Here is a 15738-nt window from a genome sequence, read left to right as displayed (position 1 = left end):
GCGCGGATCTTGCGCCGAGCGTGCGGCACGCCGGCTACAGCGGGATGTTGCCGTGCTTCTTCGGGGGGAGGGTCTCGCGCTTGGTGCGCAGCACCCGCAGGGCGCGGACGATCTGCGCCCGGGTCTCGTGCGGCGGGATGACCGAGTCGACGTACCCGCGCTCCGCCGCGATGTACGGGTTGGCGAGCGTGTCCTCGTACTCGGTGATCAGCTCGGCGCGCAGCGCCGCCTGGTCCTCGGCGGCGGCCAGTTCCTGCCGGTAGAGGATGTTCACCGCGCCCTGGGCGCCCATCACCGCGATCTGGGCGGTCGGCCACGCGAAGTTCAGGTCCGCGCCGAGGTGCTTGGAGCCCATGACGTCGTACGCCCCGCCGTAGGCCTTGCGGGTGATGACGGTGACCTTCGGGACGGTCGCCTCGGCGTACGCGTAGATGAGCTTCGCGCCGCGGCGGATGATGCCGTCCCACTCCTGGCCGGTGCCGGGGAGGAAGCCGGGAACGTCCACGAAGGTCAGCACCGGGATGTTGAACGCGTCGCAGGTGCGGACGAACCGGGCGGCCTTCTCGGACGCGGCGATGTCCAGCGTCCCGGCGAAGTGCATGGGCTGGTTGGCGACCACGCCGACCGGGCGCCCCTCGACGCGGCCGTAGCCGATGATGAGGTTCTGCGCGTACAGCGGCTGCACCTCGAGGAACTCGCCGTCGTCGAGGACGTGCTCGATGACGCGGTGCATGTCGTACGGCTGGTTGGCCGAGTCCGGGATCAGGGTGTCCAGCTCCCGGTCCTCGTCGGAGATGTCGAGGTCGACGGGGGCGTCGTAGACCACCGGCTCGTCGAGGTTGTTCGACGGCAGGTACGACAGCAGCGCCTTCACGTACTCGATCGCGTCCTCCTCGTCGGTGGCGAGGTAGTGCGCGTTGCCGCTGCGCGAGTTGTGGGTGCGGGCGCCGCCCAGCTCCTCCATCGCCACGTCCTCACCGGTGACCGTCTTGATGACGTCCGGGCCGGTGATGAACATGTGGGAGGTCTGGTCGACCATCACCGTGAAGTCGGTGACCGCCGGGGAGTAGACCGCGCCGCCGGCGCACGGGCCCATGATGAGCGAGATCTGCGGGATGACGCCGCTCGCCCGGACGTTGCGGAAGAAGATCTCGCCGTAGAGGCCGAGCGAGGCGACGCCCTCCTGGATCCGGGCGCCGCCGGAGTCGTTGATGCCGATGACGGGGCAGCCGATCTTCATGGCCAGGTCCATCACCTTGACGATCTTCTCGCCGAAGACCTCGCCGAGCGAGCCGCCGAAGACCGTGAAGTCCTGCGCGAAGACGCACACCTGGCGGCCGTCGATGGTGCCGTAGCCGGTGATCACGCCGTCGCCGTACGGGCGGCTCTTCTCCAGCCCGAAGTTGGTCGACCGGTGTCGGGCCAGCTCGTCCAGCTCGACGAAGGAGCCCTCGTCGAGCAGCATCTCGATCCGCTCGCGCGCGGTCTTCTTGCCCCTCGCGTGCTGCTTCTCCACGGCGCGCGCCGACCCGGCGTGCACCGCCTCGTCGACCCGACGCTCCAGGTCCGCCAGCTTGCCCGCGGTGCTGTGGATGTTGATCCCGGTCTCGGTAGTCACCCAGGGAATATAACGATGGTTCAGGCGGATGCCGCTGTGCAGTACACCTCACTACCCTCCGTCCGCGCGGCCCGTAGGCTGGCGGGATGCCGGGCTCCCCGTACACCGATCTGGACCGCCCGCCGTTGTCGGCGGCGCGGCTGCGGCGGGCGCTGGTCGCGCCGCACGGCCCGTGGGCCCGGCTGGAGTTGCGCGCGGAGACCGCCTCGACCAACGCCGACGTCGCGGAGGCGGCCCGCACCGGCGAGCCGGAGGGCCTCGTGGTGGTCGCGGAGCGGCAGACCGCCGGCCGCGGGCGGCGGGGCCGCGCCTGGCAGTCGCCGGCCCGGGCGGGCATCGCGACGAGCGTCCTGCTCCGGCCGGGCGAGGCCGTCGCCGACCGCGGCTGGCCGCCGGCGCCTTCGTCGGCGTACGGATGGCTGCCCCTGCTCGCCGGCGTCGCGCTGGTCGAGGCGGTGGCCCGGCTGGCCGAGCTGGAGGCCACCCTGAAGTGGCCGAACGACCTGCTCCTCGGCGACGCGAAGTGCGCCGGGATCCTCGCCGAGACGGTGACCGGAGCGACCCCGGCGGCGCCGCCGGCGGTCGTGCTTGGCATCGGCCTGAACGTCACTCTCCGCGCCGACGAGCTGCCGGAGAACCCGACCGGCCTGCCGGCCACCTCGCTGCAACTGGCCGGTGCCGCCGCCACCGACCGGGATCCGCTGCTGCGCGCCCTGCTCCGCTCGCTCGCCGACTGGTACGGCCGCTGGCGTGCCGCCGGCGGCAGCGCCGTCGAAAGCGGCCTGCACGCCGCCTACCTCGACGCGTGCGCCACGGTCGGCCGCCAGGTGCGGGTCCTGCTTCCCGGCGGCGGCGAACTGACCGGCACCGCAACCGGCGTCGACCCCGACGGCCACCTCGTGGTGACCGCACCCGACGGCGACCACCGCCTGACCGCAGGCGACGTCCTCCACCTCCGCTGACGCGGCGTCCGCGCGGCTGATCCCCCGGCGGCGTCCGAGCGGTTAGCGTCTGCGCGTCCCGTTCTGGTCATGGAGGTGTCTGTGGCGTTTCCCGAGGACGTGCTCACCGAGGACGAGCACGTCGTGCTGCACCTGCACCCGCATTGGAAGGCCCTGGTCCGGCCGGTGGCGGTGGTGGTGCTCGCCGTCGCCGCGGTGCTGGCGGCCCTGATTCTGCTGCCGTCGGGCGGAGGCGGGACCGCGGCGCTGGCCGTGATCGGCGGGCTGGCGCTGCTGGCGGTGCTCTGGTTCGCGTTCTGGCCGTTCCTGGTCTGGCGCACCACCCACTACCTGTTCACGAACGAGCGCGTGCTCATCCAGCAGGGTGTGCTCTCCCGGGACCGCCGGGACATCCCCCTGACCCGGGTGAACGACCACGCGATGAACCAGCGGTTCAGCGAGCGCCTGTTCGGTTGCGGCACTCTCACCATCGAGTCGGCGGGCGAGCGCGGCCAGTCGGTGCTGCACGACGTGCCGCAGGTCGAGCGGGTCCAGACCACGCTGTACGAGCTGGTGGAGGCGCACCACGACAAGCACTCCCTGGGCGACGCCGAGATGCGCGACATGCTCGCCGACGTCCAGGACGGCAAGCCGCTCCGCGAACCGAGCTGACGGCCACGCGAAACGGCCGCGTCACCCGACGGGGTGACGCGGCCGTCGTCGCGCGGTCAGGGTTGGCGGCTCCGGCGGGTGCTCGCCTGGAGTTCGGCGGCGAGCTCCGCCTCCAGCTCCCGGTCGAGGGTGAGCCCGACATCCTGCGGGATCCCCCGGCCCTGGAGCGGGGTCCCGGCCGCCCGCCGGGTGCCCGGTGGCGGCTCGGCCTCCTCCAGTTCGGAGACGGACTCCGCCAGCTCGGCCACCGGGTCCATCTCGGCCATCGTGTCCCACTCGTCCCGGGGGATGGTGTGCCAGGTGTCCGCCGCGTGCGCGGGAGCAGGTTGGAAGACGAACGTCCGGTACGACCAGAAGCGGAAGAGCGTGGCGAGCCCGACGCCGCAGGTCTTGGCGACGTTCAGCGCGAGGAGGCTGGTCACTCCGAAGCCGTACTTGGCGGCGGCCAGCACGCCCAGTTCGATCAGGAGGCCGACGCCGTTGAAAAGGAAGAACAGGGCGTATTCGCGACGCATCGCCGATTTTGGGCGGTCACGGTACGTCCAGTGACGATTCATCAGATATGACGTGATCGTGGCTACGACGGTCGCGATGACCGTGGCCTTCAACTGACCGTCCCGGAAAACGGTGAGTGCCAGGGCATTGAACACCGCGTAATTGATGACGGTGTTGACGCCCCCGACGACGCCGAATTTGAGCGCCTCGCGGACGAACTTCTGCCAGCGCTCAGGCAGGAGACGGACAAGACGCATGCGGAACACCTTAGAAGAGTTGACAGGGCCGGAACGTCCCGGCCGGGCGGGATGGGCGCCAGGTCACGCCGCGTGTCGGTCGTGCGTCACTTCCCGAACGGACGGGGTTCCCGCTTCCGGGAAGACGAACCGCCGGTAGGACCAGAAGCGGAAGAGCGTCCCGAGCCCGGTCCCGACGATGTAGCCGGAGATGTTGTCGGCCAGCGGCGTCCGGAAGATCTCCGGCCAGACGCTGCCCAGCCCGTAGCGGCTGATCGCCATGCAGGACACCGCGATCGCCAGCCCCACGCCGTTGAAGAGGAAGAAGAGCGCGTATTCGCGGGCCGGGTTGGAGCGCTGGCGGTGCCGCCAGGTCCAGAAGCGGTTGCCGAGGAAGGCGACGGTCGCGGCGATGACGGTGGAGATGACCCGCGCGGTCACCGGCTCGACGCCCAGGGCCAGCGTGAGGTAGTTGAAGATGGTGAGGTCGACCAGGAAGGCGACCCCACCCACGGTGGCGAACTTGCTCAGCTCCTGGACGAGGTGACCGAACCGGTCGAGCAGGGAGCGGAACAGACCCGGGTCGGTCTGTCGGGAGCCCGGCCCCCCGATCATTGTCGCGGCCACTCCGCGAGCCTACCGGCTGTGGACCCGCCGTACTGGTAGCAACGGCGAGCAGGGTGGCTGGCGGCGACGGCGATGAGCGGAGCGTAACCGGCCCGGTGCCGGCGCGGTGGTCGTTCCGCGAACCCCGGTGGCGACCCTCGGCATCGGACGGCGGTTGGTCTCCGTCGGGCCCTCGTTCCGAGGTTCCCCGCAGGATTTGCGTGAAACTGCGCGTGAAAGCGGGTATCAGCTCGTGATGCCGCAGCGTGGCCGTACCTTGTGCAGTTCTTCACAACCAGTCCCACTGACTGGCGACGCAACCCGGTTTACGCTGAGGCCAATCCCAGGTTTCCACGAAGGCGACGCATAGCGCCGTCAAGACTCGTGCATCCCATAGACCGGTCAGCGTCGACCACAAGGAGATGTGTCATGGTTGCTCCGGCCACTGTTCGGGGTATCGATCAGGCCCCGACGTCCCACCCCAAACTGCTCGCCTGGGTCCGTGAGGTCGCGGAACTGACCACCCCCGACCGGGTCGTCTGGGTTGACGGGTCCGACGAGGAGTGGCGTCGTCTCACCGACGAGCTCGTCGACGCCGGCACCCTGATCCGGCTCAACCCGGAGAAGAAGCCAAACTCGTTCTACGCGCGTACCGACCCGACGGACGTCGCCCGGGTCGAGGAGCGCACCTTCATCTGCTCCGTCGACGAGGCGGACGCCGGCCCCACCAACAACTGGATGGCGCCGGCGGAGATGAAGCGGACGATGACGCAGCTGTACCGCGGCTGCATGCGCGGGCGCACCATGTACGTCATCCCGTTCTGCATGGGCCCGGTCGAGGCCGAGAGCCCCATGTTCGGCGTCGAGATCACCGACAGCCCGTACGTGGTGGCCTCGATGCGGATCATGACCCGGATGGGGTCGAAGATCCTGGAGGCCATGGGCGACGACGCCGACTTCGTGCACGCGCTGCACTCGATCGGCGCCCCGCTCGCGCCCGGCCAGCAGGACGTGGCGTGGCCGTGCAACGAGACGAAGTACATCTCCCACTTCCCGGAGACCCGGGAGATCTGGTCCTTCGGCTCCGGCTACGGCGGCAACTCGCTGCTCGGCAAGAAGTGCTACTCGCTGCGTATCGCCAGCGTGATGGGCCGCGACGAGGGCTGGCTCGCCGAGCACATGCTGATCCTCAAGATCACGTCGCCGGAGGGCAAGGTCTACCACATCGCCGGCGCCTTCCCGTCGGCGTGCGGCAAGACCAACCTCGCCATGCTTGAGCCGACCATCCCGGGCTGGAAGGTCGAGACCATCGGTGACGACATCGCCTGGATGCGGTTCGGCCCGGACGGTCGCCTCTACGCGATCAACCCGGAGTACGGCCTGTTCGGCGTCGCGCCCGGCACCGACTGGAAGACCAACGCCAACGCGATGCGGACGCTGGAGCGGGGCAACTCCGTCTTCACCAACGTGGCCCTGACCGACGACGGGGACATCTGGTGGGAGGGCATGGGGGAGCCCCCGGCGCACCTGATCGACTGGAAGGGCAACGACTGGACGCCGGAGAGCGACAGCCTCTCCTCCCACGCGAACAGCCGGTTCTGCACCCCGATCACCCAGTGCCCCATCCTCGCCGAGGACTACTACGACCCGAACGGCGTGCCGATCGACGCGATCCTGTTCGGCGGCCGCCGCCGGGACACCGTCCCGCTGGTCACCGAGGCGCGCGACTGGGTGCACGGCGTCTACATGGGCGCGACGCTCTCCTCGGAGACCACGGCCGCCGCGTCCGGCGCGGTCGGCGTCGTCCGCCGCGACCCGATGGCCATGCTGCCGTTCATCGGCTACCACGCCGGTGACTACTTCCGGCACTGGATCGAGATGGGCAAGGGCGCCGACGGCGACGAGTCGAAGCTGCCCAAGATCTACTACGTCAACTGGTTCCGCAAGGACCCGGAGGGCAACTTCCTCTGGCCCGGGTTCGGCGAGAACTCGCGCGTGCTCAAGTGGATCGTCGAGCGGATCGAGGGTGGCGCCGAGGCCGTCGAGACCCCGATCGGGATGGTTCCGGCGCAGGACGCGCTGGACGTCGAGGGCCTGGACATGACCCCGGAGGACGTCCGGATCGCCCTGAAGGTCGACCCCGACGAGTGGCGCGACGAGCTGCCGCTGGTCACCGAGTGGTTCGAGAAGTTCGGTGACAAGCTGCCCGGCGTGCTCTGGGCCGAGCTGGACGCGCTGCGCGCCCGCCTCGACGCGGAACAGCCGCAGAAGTAGGTGTGATCCCCGCGCCCGTGGGGCACCACCGGATCCCATGAGGACGGCCGCCGAGACCACCGAGGTCCGGCGGCCGTCCGCCGTCCGGGCGCTCACCACCCTGCTCGCCGTGACGGCGGCGGCGACCGTCGTGGTCGAGCTGCTCAATTTCTGGTACGCCCCGGAGCAGGGCTTCGGTCTCGCCGTCCGGACCGGGTGGGCGCTGCTGCGGTCGCTCGGCTTCCTGCTGCTCATCGGGCACGTCCGGCGGGGCCGGACCGTCGCCCGACCGTTCGGGCTGATCCTCGCTGTCACCACCGTCTTCGCCGTCGGACGGCTGATCGTGCCCCGGCAGGGCGTGCCGGCACTGCCCGGGCTGCTCGGCTTCGCGCTGCTCACGACGCTCTGCGCGGCGGTCGTGTGGCTGCTGTACCGCTCGCCGGCGCTGGCCGGGCACCTGGTGCGACACCGGCCCCGGCTGGTCGTCGACCGCCGTGGCGTCCGCCTGCGGGAGATCCCTCCGCGCCGGCCGGAGGTCAGCGGCTGGCTGCTCACCGGACGGGTGGCCGCGTTCACCTACAGCCCGCTCATGCTCGTCCCCGCCCTGGTCGCGTGCGGTGCGGTGCTCGACGGCCGGTTGGCGGCGATGCCCGCCGTGCTGCTCTGGTTCGCCGCGGGGATCCTCACCAGCTACGCGGTGCTGTTCTGCACCGCCTTCCTGCTGCGCGGCAAGCACTGGGCCCGCACGCTGCTCGTCGTGGTCACGTTCGCCGTCCTCGCCGTCGACCTGCCGTTGTGCTGGTGGCTGCTGGGCGTCGACGGACTGGTCCGGGACGGCGGCCCGCTGGTCGCCGCCGCTGCCCTGACCCTGTACGCCCTCCACCGCGCCACCCTGGCCGAACACTCCGGCACGCGCGCCTCCTGACCGACCGGCCCGCGACATCGGCGGAGCGCTCGCTCTCCGGGGCCGGCCGGTCGCCGCTAGCACCGATCCGGCTGTCGACCGTCGCTGGGGGCGGATGTGCACATCCGGTCCTTTGGAGCTGATGTCGTGGACGGATCACTGCCATGAGGCGTGCCGGTGTGGGCGTTTCGGTCGGCGCGGTGGCGTGATGTCGTGGACGAGTCACCTCCAAAGGCGGTCCCCAGTGTCCTGCCGGCCGAAGGGTTCGGGTGGCCGGTGCGGTGCGGCATCGACGGTGGTGCCGTGCGTCGGGGCAGGATGGCGGTGGGGAGCCGGGCACGGAAGGGGCGCCGTGGACGACGAGTTCGACGTGGTGGTGGTCGGGGCGGGACCGGCCGGGGCGGCCGCTGCCCTCGCGGCGCGGCGTGCGGGAGCGCACGTGCTCCTGGTGGACAGGTCCGACTTCCCGCGGGACAAGCCCTGCGGCGACGGTATCGCCGCCCACGCGCTCGACGTGCTCGCCGAGTTGGGCGTGCCGGACGCCGTGGCCGGGTACGCGCCGCTGCCCGCGCTGCGCCTGGTCGGTCCGGGAGGCGGATCGGTGGCGCGGGCGCTGCCCCGGCCGGCGTACACCGTGCCCCGGACGGTCTTCGACGCCCGGCTGGTCGCGGCGGCGGTCGCGGCGGGCGCCCGGCTGCGCCGGCACGCGGTCCGCCGAGTCGAGGTGCGCTCCGACCGGGTGGTGCTCGACGGACGGATCGCCGGGCGTGCCGTGGTGGGCGCGGACGGCGCCGGCTCCGTCGTCCGCCGCGCCCTCGGGCACCGCCCGAACCCGGACCGCCACCTGGCCCTGGCCCTGCGGGGCTACGCGCCCGCGCTGCCCGGCCCGCCCGAACAGCTCATCGTCACGTCGGCGCCGCGCTGGCCGGCGTACGCCTGGTCGTTCCCGATCGGCGACGGGCGCGCGAACGTCGGGTACGGGGAGGTGCTGCGGGGCGAGCCGCTGACCCGTGCCCACCTCGTCGAGCGGCTCGGCGCGCTGCTGCCCGGCACGGACCCGGCCGCGGTAACCGACCTGCGTGCCCACCATCTGCCGCTGTCCACCCGTCGACCCACGCCGGGGCGGGGGCGGGTGGTGCTGGCCGGGGACGCGCTCTCGCTGATCAACCCGTTCACCGGGGAGGGGATCTTCTACGCCCTGCTGTCCGGGGCGCTGGCGGGTGCGGCGGCCGCCGGCGCCCCGGAGCACGCGGCCCGGCGGTACACCGAGGCGCTGCGGCGCCGGCTCGGCGTACACCTACGGCACAGCTCGGTGGCGGCCTGGCTGGCCCGGCGGCGCCCCGTCGTGGACGCGGCGGTCCGGGCGGCCACCCGGGACGACCGCGTCTACCGGACGGTGGTCGAGCTGGGGCTCGGTGACGGCCGCCTGGACGCCCGCACGCTCGGCCTGATCGGCCGCGGCCTCGTGACGCCGGAACGGCATCCCGTCCCCTGATCCGTCGCTCCGGTCGCTACCCTGGCAGGTGATGACTCTGCGGGATCTTGTCTATTCGGTGTACGAGCGCCGGCTCACGGCCAAGCTCGCGGGCAAGCCGGTGCCCCGGCACGTCGGCGTCATGTGCGACGGCAACCGCAGGTGGGCCAAGGAGATGGGCTTCGTCGACCCGAACGACGGCCACCGGGTCGGCGCCGAGCGCATCAAGGAGCTGCTGCGCTGGTGCGACGCGGCCGGCGTCGGGCACGTGACGCTGTGGCTGCTCTCCACCGACAACCTCTCCCGGCCGGCCGCCCAGCTGGATCCGCTGCTCCAGATCATCGAGGACCTGACGACCGAGCTGGCCGAGGAGGGCAACCCCTGGCGGCTACGCATGGTCGGCGCTCTCGACGTGCTGCCGGCGCACCACGCGGCGGCGCTCAAGGCGGCCGAGGAGCGCACCCGGGAGCGCACCGGCGGCGCGCAGGTCAACATCGCGGTCGGATACGGCGGCCGGCGGGAGATCGCCGACGCGGTGCGCTCGCTGCTCCACGAGCACGCGAAGGCCGGCACCAGCATCGAGCAGCTGGCCGAGGCGCTCGACGTCGAGCACATCGCCGAGCACCTCTACACCCGGGGCCTGCCCGACCCGGATCTGATCATCCGGACCAGCGGCGAGCAGCGCCTCTCGGGCTTCATGCTCTGGCAGTCCGTGCACTCGGAGTTCTACTTCTGCGAGCTCAACTGGCCGGATTTCCGCCGCGTCGACTTCCTCCGCGCGCTCCGCTCGTACGCCAACCGTCAGCGGCGCTTCGGCGCCTGAACCCGGGCCCGGCGCCCGCCGGACGTTCGCGCGGCGGGACGTCAGGTGATCCGGCGGACGGCGTCGGTGAGGAAGTCGCCGAGGGCGGCGGGGGAGTCGATCGTCAGGTCGGCGGCGTCGGCGACCTCCTGACCGGTCTCCGGGTTCGCCACGGCGACGCAGACCCCGAAGAAGTGCGGGTCGGCGGCGGCGCGGGCGCGCAGCGCCGCGAAGGCCTTGATGTCCGAGACGTCGTCGCCGAAGTACCAGGCGCCCTCCGCGTCCCGGACCAGCTCGTCGATGACCATGCCCTTGTCGCGGTCGACCGGAGGTTTCAACTCGAGGACCATCCGACCGGCCTGGACCCGCAGGCCGAGCTGCTCGGCCCGGGCGCGGCCCCACTCCTCCACCGTCGCCCCGAGCTGCGGGGCGGTACGCCAGTGCAGCGCCACCGAGAGCCGCTTGTACTCCACCAGCGCACCGGCGGGCAACTCGGCACGGGCCTGGTCGGCGACGTCCGCCATGGTGGGCACCCAGGGCAGCGCGGCCGGCTCGGTCACCGTCTCGCCGCCGGAGTGGCTGTGCTCCAACCCGTACAGGCCGTAGAGGTCGACTCCGGCGAGCCCGCCGAGGTGGTCACGGAGGAACTCGACCGGGCGCGCGGAGACGATCGCCACCCGGCGTACGACGGGGGCGAGCGCCTCGATGGCGGCCAGCACCTTCGGCGCCGGCTGGACGGCGGTCGGGTCGTCGTCGACCGGCGCGAGCGTGCCGTCGAAGTCGAAGAAGAGGACTGTTCCGGCCGCCCGGGCGGCGGTCGTGCGCCAGGCCAGGTCGGCGTTCAACGGGGTCTTCGGCTGCTGCTTGCCCAGATTCAACGGCGGCACGCGCGTCAGCGTACCCCGGGTGTGGCGGCTCATTCCCGGCCGTGACGTACCCCTCCGCCCGGCCTCACGGTGGGCGGCCGCGTGGGGCCGGCGGATGCGCGGGTCAGCGTTCGGCGGCTCCCCGTCCCCGGCGTCCGAACGGCACGACGGCCGCCTCCTGGCTGTGGCTGAGCAGGTACCCCTCCACGAACCCGGTGTTCCGGTCACCGGTGCTGGTCTCGATCTCGTTGAGCCGGGCCACCAGGAACTCGGTCAGCGCGCTGACCCGGTCGTTGAGCCGGTCGTGCAGTTCGGCCACGACGGCCAGGACGACCGCGGTGCCGGTGGCGGTGAGCGTGAGGAGGTTGACGAGCAGGGGAAGCTGCCCGCCGTTCACCGCAAGGATCACCGCGTTCCCGGTCAGGCACAGTGTCAGCGACACGGTGGCGACCATGACTGCCAACCACTTCAGGGTCATGGACAGACCCCTCCTTCTGTCCCGCAGGGCTGGATTCGGCCTTGTCCCGTCCCCCCGCCGACGACGAGCCCAAGCAGTACGAATACGGACGCTAGCGCGCCGAATCCGGCCCCGGAGCGAAACGAATGAGTCTGACCAGCCGTTCTTTCGCCATCTGAGGAACTACCCGGCCTGTTTACCTCGTTTTCGGACGTCGACCGGGAGAGTCGGGCGATATGCGAGGTACCGGATGGTCTCCCGGATGTGGAACTTCTCCGCATCCGACACGGTGGGGTCGACCAGCCGGCGCAGCAGCGCCTCCACGTCGGGATCCATCGGCGGCGGTGCCGGGGCGGTCCGCGGGGTGGCCCGCCGGTCCCAGCCCAGCGCGGCGAACGCGGTGGCCGGGTTGAGGCCCAGGCCCTCGCAGAAGGCCACGACGCGTTCGGCCTCCGGGTCGCTGGCCCAGTCGCCCCGGACCCACCGGTTGATCGTCTGGCGGGAGACGCCGGTGCGTCGGGAGACCTCGGTCCCGCTCCACGCTCGGGTGGCACGTGCCTCGTCGAGGGCGCGGCGGACGAAGGTGGCGAAGGCGATCTTCCGTGCGTTGGCGGTCTCGGTCACCCGGTGACCGTACGACCAGCCGGTCGTCGCCGCCTCGCCCGGCACGCGCTTGTCACGCGAACGTGACGGCATGTTCGGATTCCCGGTAAACGATCCGGGTGCGCTTCTGAGGGGTGTCACCTGGGCAGAATAGATAACCGTATGTGCGGGGGTAATCAGACGAAAAGCTGATACTGTCACGTCCATGGGACAACCTACCGTGTGTCACGTGCAGGAGACGATGAGTGCTCACATGCGTGACATCTCCGGCACGAGGGGGACACGGTGACCGAACTCGCCACCCGTGCGCAGGCCTTCGGTCTGATCGCCGACGGTGTCGCCGCCGGCCTGACCGCGCCCTGGCGCCTCTACCTGGCCCGGGGCTGCCGCTACCTCTCCCTCAGTGTCGGCGACCGTGCAGAGTGGAACGCCTGGCGTACCCACCTCGGCTGCCCCGAACTCAGCGTCCGGGTCTACGACGCCGGCGGCGAGATCCGCCGCGCGTCGGTGGCGGAGGTCGTGCTGGACGGGTGCCGGATCAGCGTCGAGCTGGTGGAGGAGGTCAGCACCGACGACCTCGACCGGCTGCTGGTCGTCGATCCCACCCCGGCCGAGCCGGAGGAGCGATGAGCACACAGGTACGGCACGCCGGAGCGGCCGGATGAGTCCGTTCCTCGCCGTCTTCCTCGTCCTCGTCCTCGCGGCCACCAGTTATGCCGCGGGCCGCCTGCACGGTCAGCTGAGCTACCGGATCGGCTACCGGTTCGGATACCGGCAGGGCTACTTCGACGGTGACCGGGGTGCCTGGAACCGGCGCCGGCGGGACGCCCAGGCGGCCATCGCCTCCGCGCTCGCCGGGCCGCCGCCGGCCGACAACGCCGCCCGGACCCGGGTCACCGGCACGGTGGTCCGCCCCGGCACCACGTACACCGGCTCGTCGTTCACCACGCCGGCCGCGCCGGTCACCGGACGACACCCGACCGGCACGCTGGTACGACGGGCCACCTGAGCCCGGCCGGCGGGGACCCGAGACCCGCCGGCCGGTACGTGAGGGCACGGTGCGTCGTCCGCGGCGGACACGCACCGTCGGGGTCAGGTCAGACCGGTGACGCTGACCCCACCGGCCGGGATGCGCGCAGGGGGCATGCATCCCGGCCGGTTCCGCCGCGTGGCCGGCGCTACCCGCCCCGGTCCGGCTCGGCGCGTTGGCGGCCCTCGGGTGCCGATCCTGTTCACCCCCCCGGTCGGTGGAAGATCCACGTGGCCCTCTAGCCGGGACGGTCCGGCGCCGCTAGCGTCTAGGCATGGCGCGGGGTTGTCCCGGGCCAGCCGGCAAGCCCGGATCTGCGACCTCGCGCACGGGGCCCGCATCCGACCCCGTGTCCCCGGGCACCGGAGGAGGCGGAACGCGGGTGGCCGGGTGCCCATCCGCCGGAGCAGGCCTGTGACGACTCGCCGTACGACCGCCGGTGCCGACCAGACCCCGGCCGCGACTGCCACGACCCGCCGCGCCACCCGGAGCCGCCGCCCCGCGGCCGTCCCGGCCGGCAACGAGGAGCCCCGACCATCCGGCCAGGCGTTCGTCCTGGACACCTCGGTGCTGCTCTCCGACCCGGCGGCGTTCCACCGGTTCGCCGAGCACGAGGTGGTGCTTCCGCTGGTGGTCATCTCCGAACTGGAAGGCAAGCGACACCACCCGGAGCTGGGCTGGTTCGCGCGCCAGTCGCTGCGACTGCTGGACGAGCTGCGCGTGCGGCATGGCCGGCTGGACCGACCGGTGCCGGCCAACGACCACGGCGGCACGCTGCGCGTCGAGCTGAACCACAGCGACGACGGGGTACTGCCTCCGGGCTTCCGCACCGAGTCCAACGACGCCCGCATCCTCTCCGTGGCGTTGAACCTCGCCGCCGAGGGACGTGCGGTCACGCTGGTCAGCAAGGACATGCCCCTGCGCGTCAAGGCGGCGTCGGTGGGCCTGCGCGCCGACGAGTACCGGCACGGCCAGGCCAGCGACCCCACCTGGACGGGGATGTCCGAGCTGGAGCTGACCGAGGACCAGATCAGCCGCCTGTACGCGGGCGAGTCGCTGGACGTGGACGAGGCGGCCGGGCTGCCCTGTCACACCGGTCTGGTGCTGCACTCGACCCGGGGCTCGGCGCTCGGCCGGGTGCTGCCCGACAAGACCGTCCGGCTGGTCCGGGGGGACCGCGAGGCGTTCGGCCTGCACGGCCGCTCCGCGGAGCAGCGCATCGCGCTCGACCTGCTGCTGGACGACTCGGTGGGCATCGTGTCGCTCGGCGGCCGGGCCGGCACCGGCAAGTCCGCCCTGGCGCTCTGCGCCGGCCTGGAGGCGGTGATGGAGCGCCGCCGGCACAGGAAGGTGGTCGTGTTCCGCCCGCTGTACGCCGTCGGCGGGCAGGAGCTCGGCTACCTGCCGGGTTCGGAGTCGGAGAAGATGTCGCCGTGGGCGCAGGCGGTGTTCGACACCCTCGGCGCCGTGGTCCACGAGAACGTCCTCGACGAGGTCACCTCCCGCGGGCTGCTGGAGGTGCTGCCGTTGACCCACATCCGGGGGCGCAGCCTGCACGACGCCTTCGTCATCGTGGACGAGGCGCAGTCGCTGGAGCGGGGCGTGCTGTTGACGGTGCTGTCCCGCATCGGCCAAGGATCCCGTGTCGTGCTGACCCACGACGTGGCCCAGCGGGACAACCTTCGGGTCGGACGGCACGACGGGGTGACCGCGGTGATCGAGGCGCTGAAGGGCCATCCGCTCTTCGCGCATGTCACGCTCAGCCGATCGGAGCGGTCGCCGATCGCCGCCATGGTGACGGATCTTCTGGAGGACAACCCGCTCTGACGTCCGATTTCGGTATCTTTGTCCACATAATCTGTGTGGCACAAGTCACAATCGGGCCTGGTGGTTTCCCATCAGCCTCACTGTGCGCGATGGTGTCCCACGAGCGCTCGCGCACCACGAAGATCGTCGGTGATCGTTCGCCCGCTCCGGCGGGACGACGTCGACGACCCCGGGGTGGGTCGACCGCGACCGTTGGGTCGGGGCGCTCGCGGCGCGGATCCCCGCCCATCCGTGGTGCGGTACGCGTCGTGTCCTTGCACCCGACGAAGGGACCACTTCGTGAGTCGGCTGTGGAGCCGGTTGGGCGCCCGTACGGCCGCTGTCGCGCTGCTCTCCGTGGGCGTCGCCGGTGGCTTCTACCTGGGCGGCGACCGGGATCAGGGCCAGAGCGCGCAGGTCGGCGTCGCGGTCGAACAGGCCGCGCTGCAGCAGGCCCGCCAGGTGCACTCCGCGAAGGAGCGGACCACCGAGTACCAGGAGAAGCTGCGGGCGGCCGCGGCCGCCGAGGCGGTCGCCGAGCGGAAGCGCCGGGCGGAGGCCGCCGCGGCGTCGCGGAAGAAGGCCCGCGAGGCCGCCGCCAAGGCCGCCGCCGAGACGAAGGCCGCCGAGAGCAAGCCGTACGACGGACCGATCCCGTCCTCCTGCGAGGAGTTCAGCGGAAACCGGAAGATCGGTTGCGCGTTGATGATCGACGCGGGCTTCGGGATCGACCAGTTTCCCTGCCTGAACAAGCTCTGGGACAAGGAGAGCGGCTGGAACCACAAGGCCCGCAACCCCTCGTCCGGGGCGTACGGCATCCCGCAGGCGCTGCCCGGCAGCAAGATGGGCTCGGTGGCGGACGACTGGCAGACCAACCCGGCCACCCAGATCAAGTGGGGCCTCGGATACATCAAGGGCCGGTACGACACCCCGTGCGGGGCGTGGGCCCACTCCCAGGACGTGGGCTGGTACTGA

The 15738-nt window shown here is 71.7% G+C and carries 16 protein-coding genes and 1 pseudogene; 10 read left to right on the top strand and 7 right to left on the bottom strand.

Annotation, left to right across the window (positions count from 1 at the left end; all coding sequences use genetic code 11):
- Positions 1-34 precede the first annotated feature (34 nt).
- Entirely contained in the window at positions 35-1618 is a 1584-nt protein-coding gene (locus tag GKC29_RS00255) for an acyl-CoA carboxylase subunit beta (RefSeq protein ID WP_155328881.1), read from the bottom strand.
- 86 nt (positions 1619-1704) lie between these two features.
- On the opposite strand from GKC29_RS00255, the gene GKC29_RS00250 reads away from it, so the two are divergent.
- On the top strand, positions 1705-2580 hold the full coding sequence (locus GKC29_RS00250) for a biotin--[acetyl-CoA-carboxylase] ligase (RefSeq protein ID WP_155328880.1): 876 nt from the start codon (positions 1705-1707) through the stop codon (positions 2578-2580).
- 81 nt (positions 2581-2661) lie between these two features.
- Positions 2662-3231, top strand: coding sequence for a PH domain-containing protein (locus GKC29_RS00245; protein ID WP_155333916.1), 570 nt, complete (start codon positions 2662-2664; stop codon positions 3229-3231).
- 56 nt (positions 3232-3287) lie between these two features.
- Here the strand turns inward: GKC29_RS00245 and GKC29_RS00240 are convergent, their stop codons facing one another.
- The 3 genes and pseudogenes from GKC29_RS00240 to GKC29_RS30405 all read right to left on the bottom strand — a co-directional run.
- Positions 3288-3983: a GtrA family protein gene (locus tag GKC29_RS00240; protein WP_155328879.1), complete on the bottom strand. Its 696-nt coding sequence runs from the start codon at positions 3981-3983 to the stop codon at positions 3288-3290.
- 63 nt (positions 3984-4046) lie between these two features.
- Positions 4047-4577 (bottom strand): GtrA family protein, encoded by a 531-nt coding sequence (locus tag GKC29_RS00235; protein WP_155333915.1) that lies wholly within the window; start codon positions 4575-4577, stop codon positions 4047-4049.
- Between the two features lie 199 nt (positions 4578-4776).
- A pseudogene (locus GKC29_RS30405) lies at positions 4777-4861 on the bottom strand (GtrA family protein); the annotation flags it as partial.
- A gap of 136 nt (positions 4862-4997) precedes the next feature.
- Here GKC29_RS30405 and GKC29_RS00230 point away from each other — a divergent pair.
- The 4 genes from GKC29_RS00230 to GKC29_RS00215 all read left to right on the top strand — a co-directional run bounded on the left by GKC29_RS00230 (position 4998) and on the right by GKC29_RS00215 (position 10022).
- Positions 4998-6842 carry a phosphoenolpyruvate carboxykinase (GTP) gene (locus GKC29_RS00230; RefSeq protein ID WP_155328878.1) on the top strand — a complete coding sequence of 615 codons (1845 nt, stop codon included), beginning with the start codon at positions 4998-5000 and terminating at the stop codon, positions 6840-6842.
- A gap of 37 nt (positions 6843-6879) precedes the next feature.
- The gene (locus tag GKC29_RS00225) at positions 6880-7746 is read left to right on the top strand and encodes a hypothetical protein (protein ID WP_155328877.1); all 867 of its coding nucleotides are present in this window, start codon (positions 6880-6882) and stop codon (positions 7744-7746) included.
- A gap of 331 nt (positions 7747-8077) precedes the next feature.
- A complete protein-coding gene (locus tag GKC29_RS00220; RefSeq protein WP_230688860.1) occupies positions 8078-9220 on the top strand; it encodes a geranylgeranyl reductase family protein in 1143 nt (380 codons plus the stop codon).
- Between the two features lie 31 nt (positions 9221-9251).
- Entirely contained in the window at positions 9252-10022 is a 771-nt protein-coding gene (locus GKC29_RS00215; RefSeq protein WP_155328875.1) for an isoprenyl transferase, read from the top strand.
- A 41-nt stretch (positions 10023-10063) separates the two neighbouring features.
- Here the strand turns inward: GKC29_RS00215 and otsB are convergent, their stop codons facing one another.
- The 3 genes from otsB to GKC29_RS00200 all read right to left on the bottom strand — a co-directional run bounded on the left by otsB (position 10064) and on the right by GKC29_RS00200 (position 11948).
- Positions 10064-10888 (bottom strand): trehalose-phosphatase, encoded by an 825-nt coding sequence (otsB, locus tag GKC29_RS00210; RefSeq protein WP_155328874.1) that lies wholly within the window; start codon positions 10886-10888, stop codon positions 10064-10066.
- Positions 10889-10991: 103 nt separating this feature from the next.
- Positions 10992-11345: a hypothetical protein gene (locus tag GKC29_RS00205; protein ID WP_155328873.1), complete on the bottom strand. Its 354-nt coding sequence runs from the start codon at positions 11343-11345 to the stop codon at positions 10992-10994.
- A 162-nt stretch (positions 11346-11507) separates the two neighbouring features.
- A complete protein-coding gene (locus GKC29_RS00200; protein ID WP_155328872.1) occupies positions 11508-11948 on the bottom strand; it encodes a helix-turn-helix transcriptional regulator in 441 nt (146 codons plus the stop codon).
- A 264-nt stretch (positions 11949-12212) separates the two neighbouring features.
- On the opposite strand from GKC29_RS00200, the gene GKC29_RS00195 reads away from it, so the two are divergent.
- The 4 genes from GKC29_RS00195 to GKC29_RS00180 all read left to right on the top strand — a co-directional run bounded on the left by GKC29_RS00195 (position 12213) and on the right by GKC29_RS00180 (position 15738).
- Positions 12213-12557 (top strand): hypothetical protein, encoded by a 345-nt coding sequence (locus GKC29_RS00195; protein ID WP_155328871.1) that lies wholly within the window; start codon positions 12213-12215, stop codon positions 12555-12557.
- A 31-nt stretch (positions 12558-12588) separates the two neighbouring features.
- A complete protein-coding gene (locus GKC29_RS00190; RefSeq protein ID WP_155328870.1) occupies positions 12589-12936 on the top strand; it encodes a hypothetical protein in 348 nt (115 codons plus the stop codon).
- 435 nt (positions 12937-13371) lie between these two features.
- The gene (locus GKC29_RS00185) at positions 13372-14784 is read left to right on the top strand and encodes a PhoH family protein (protein WP_155328869.1); all 1413 of its coding nucleotides are present in this window, start codon (positions 13372-13374) and stop codon (positions 14782-14784) included.
- Positions 14785-15063: 279 nt separating this feature from the next.
- Complete coding sequence (locus GKC29_RS00180; protein WP_155328868.1) at positions 15064-15738, top strand: lytic transglycosylase domain-containing protein; 675 nt, start codon at positions 15064-15066, stop codon at positions 15736-15738.

This window comes from Micromonospora sp. WMMC415 (genome assembly GCF_009707425.1).
Taxonomy (GTDB): Bacteria; Actinomycetota; Actinomycetes; order Mycobacteriales; family Micromonosporaceae; genus Micromonospora.
This window is presented reverse-complemented; position numbering and strand designations above follow the sequence as displayed.

Excerpts from the sequence above, each read along its gene's own strand:
- GKC29_RS00225 (WP_155328877.1), top strand. The coding sequence starts at position 6,880 with ATGAGGACGGCCGCCGAGACCACCGAGGTCCGGCGGCCGTCCGCCGTC.
- GKC29_RS00250 (WP_155328880.1), top strand. The coding sequence starts at position 1,705 with ATGCCGGGCTCCCCGTACACCGATCTGGACCGCCCGCCGTTGTCGGCG.
- GKC29_RS00240 (WP_155328879.1), bottom strand. The coding sequence starts at position 3,983 with ATGCGTCTTGTCCGTCTCCTGCCTGAGCGCTGGCAGAAGTTCGTCCGC.
- GKC29_RS00215 (WP_155328875.1), top strand. The coding sequence starts at position 9,252 with ATGACTCTGCGGGATCTTGTCTATTCGGTGTACGAGCGCCGGCTCACG.
- GKC29_RS00230 (WP_155328878.1), top strand. The coding sequence starts at position 4,998 with ATGGTTGCTCCGGCCACTGTTCGGGGTATCGATCAGGCCCCGACGTCC.
- GKC29_RS00235 (WP_155333915.1), bottom strand. The coding sequence starts at position 4,577 with ATGATCGGGGGGCCGGGCTCCCGACAGACCGACCCGGGTCTGTTCCGC.
- GKC29_RS00190 (WP_155328870.1), top strand. The coding sequence starts at position 12,589 with ATGAGTCCGTTCCTCGCCGTCTTCCTCGTCCTCGTCCTCGCGGCCACC.
- GKC29_RS00205 (WP_155328873.1), bottom strand. The coding sequence starts at position 11,345 with ATGACCCTGAAGTGGTTGGCAGTCATGGTCGCCACCGTGTCGCTGACA.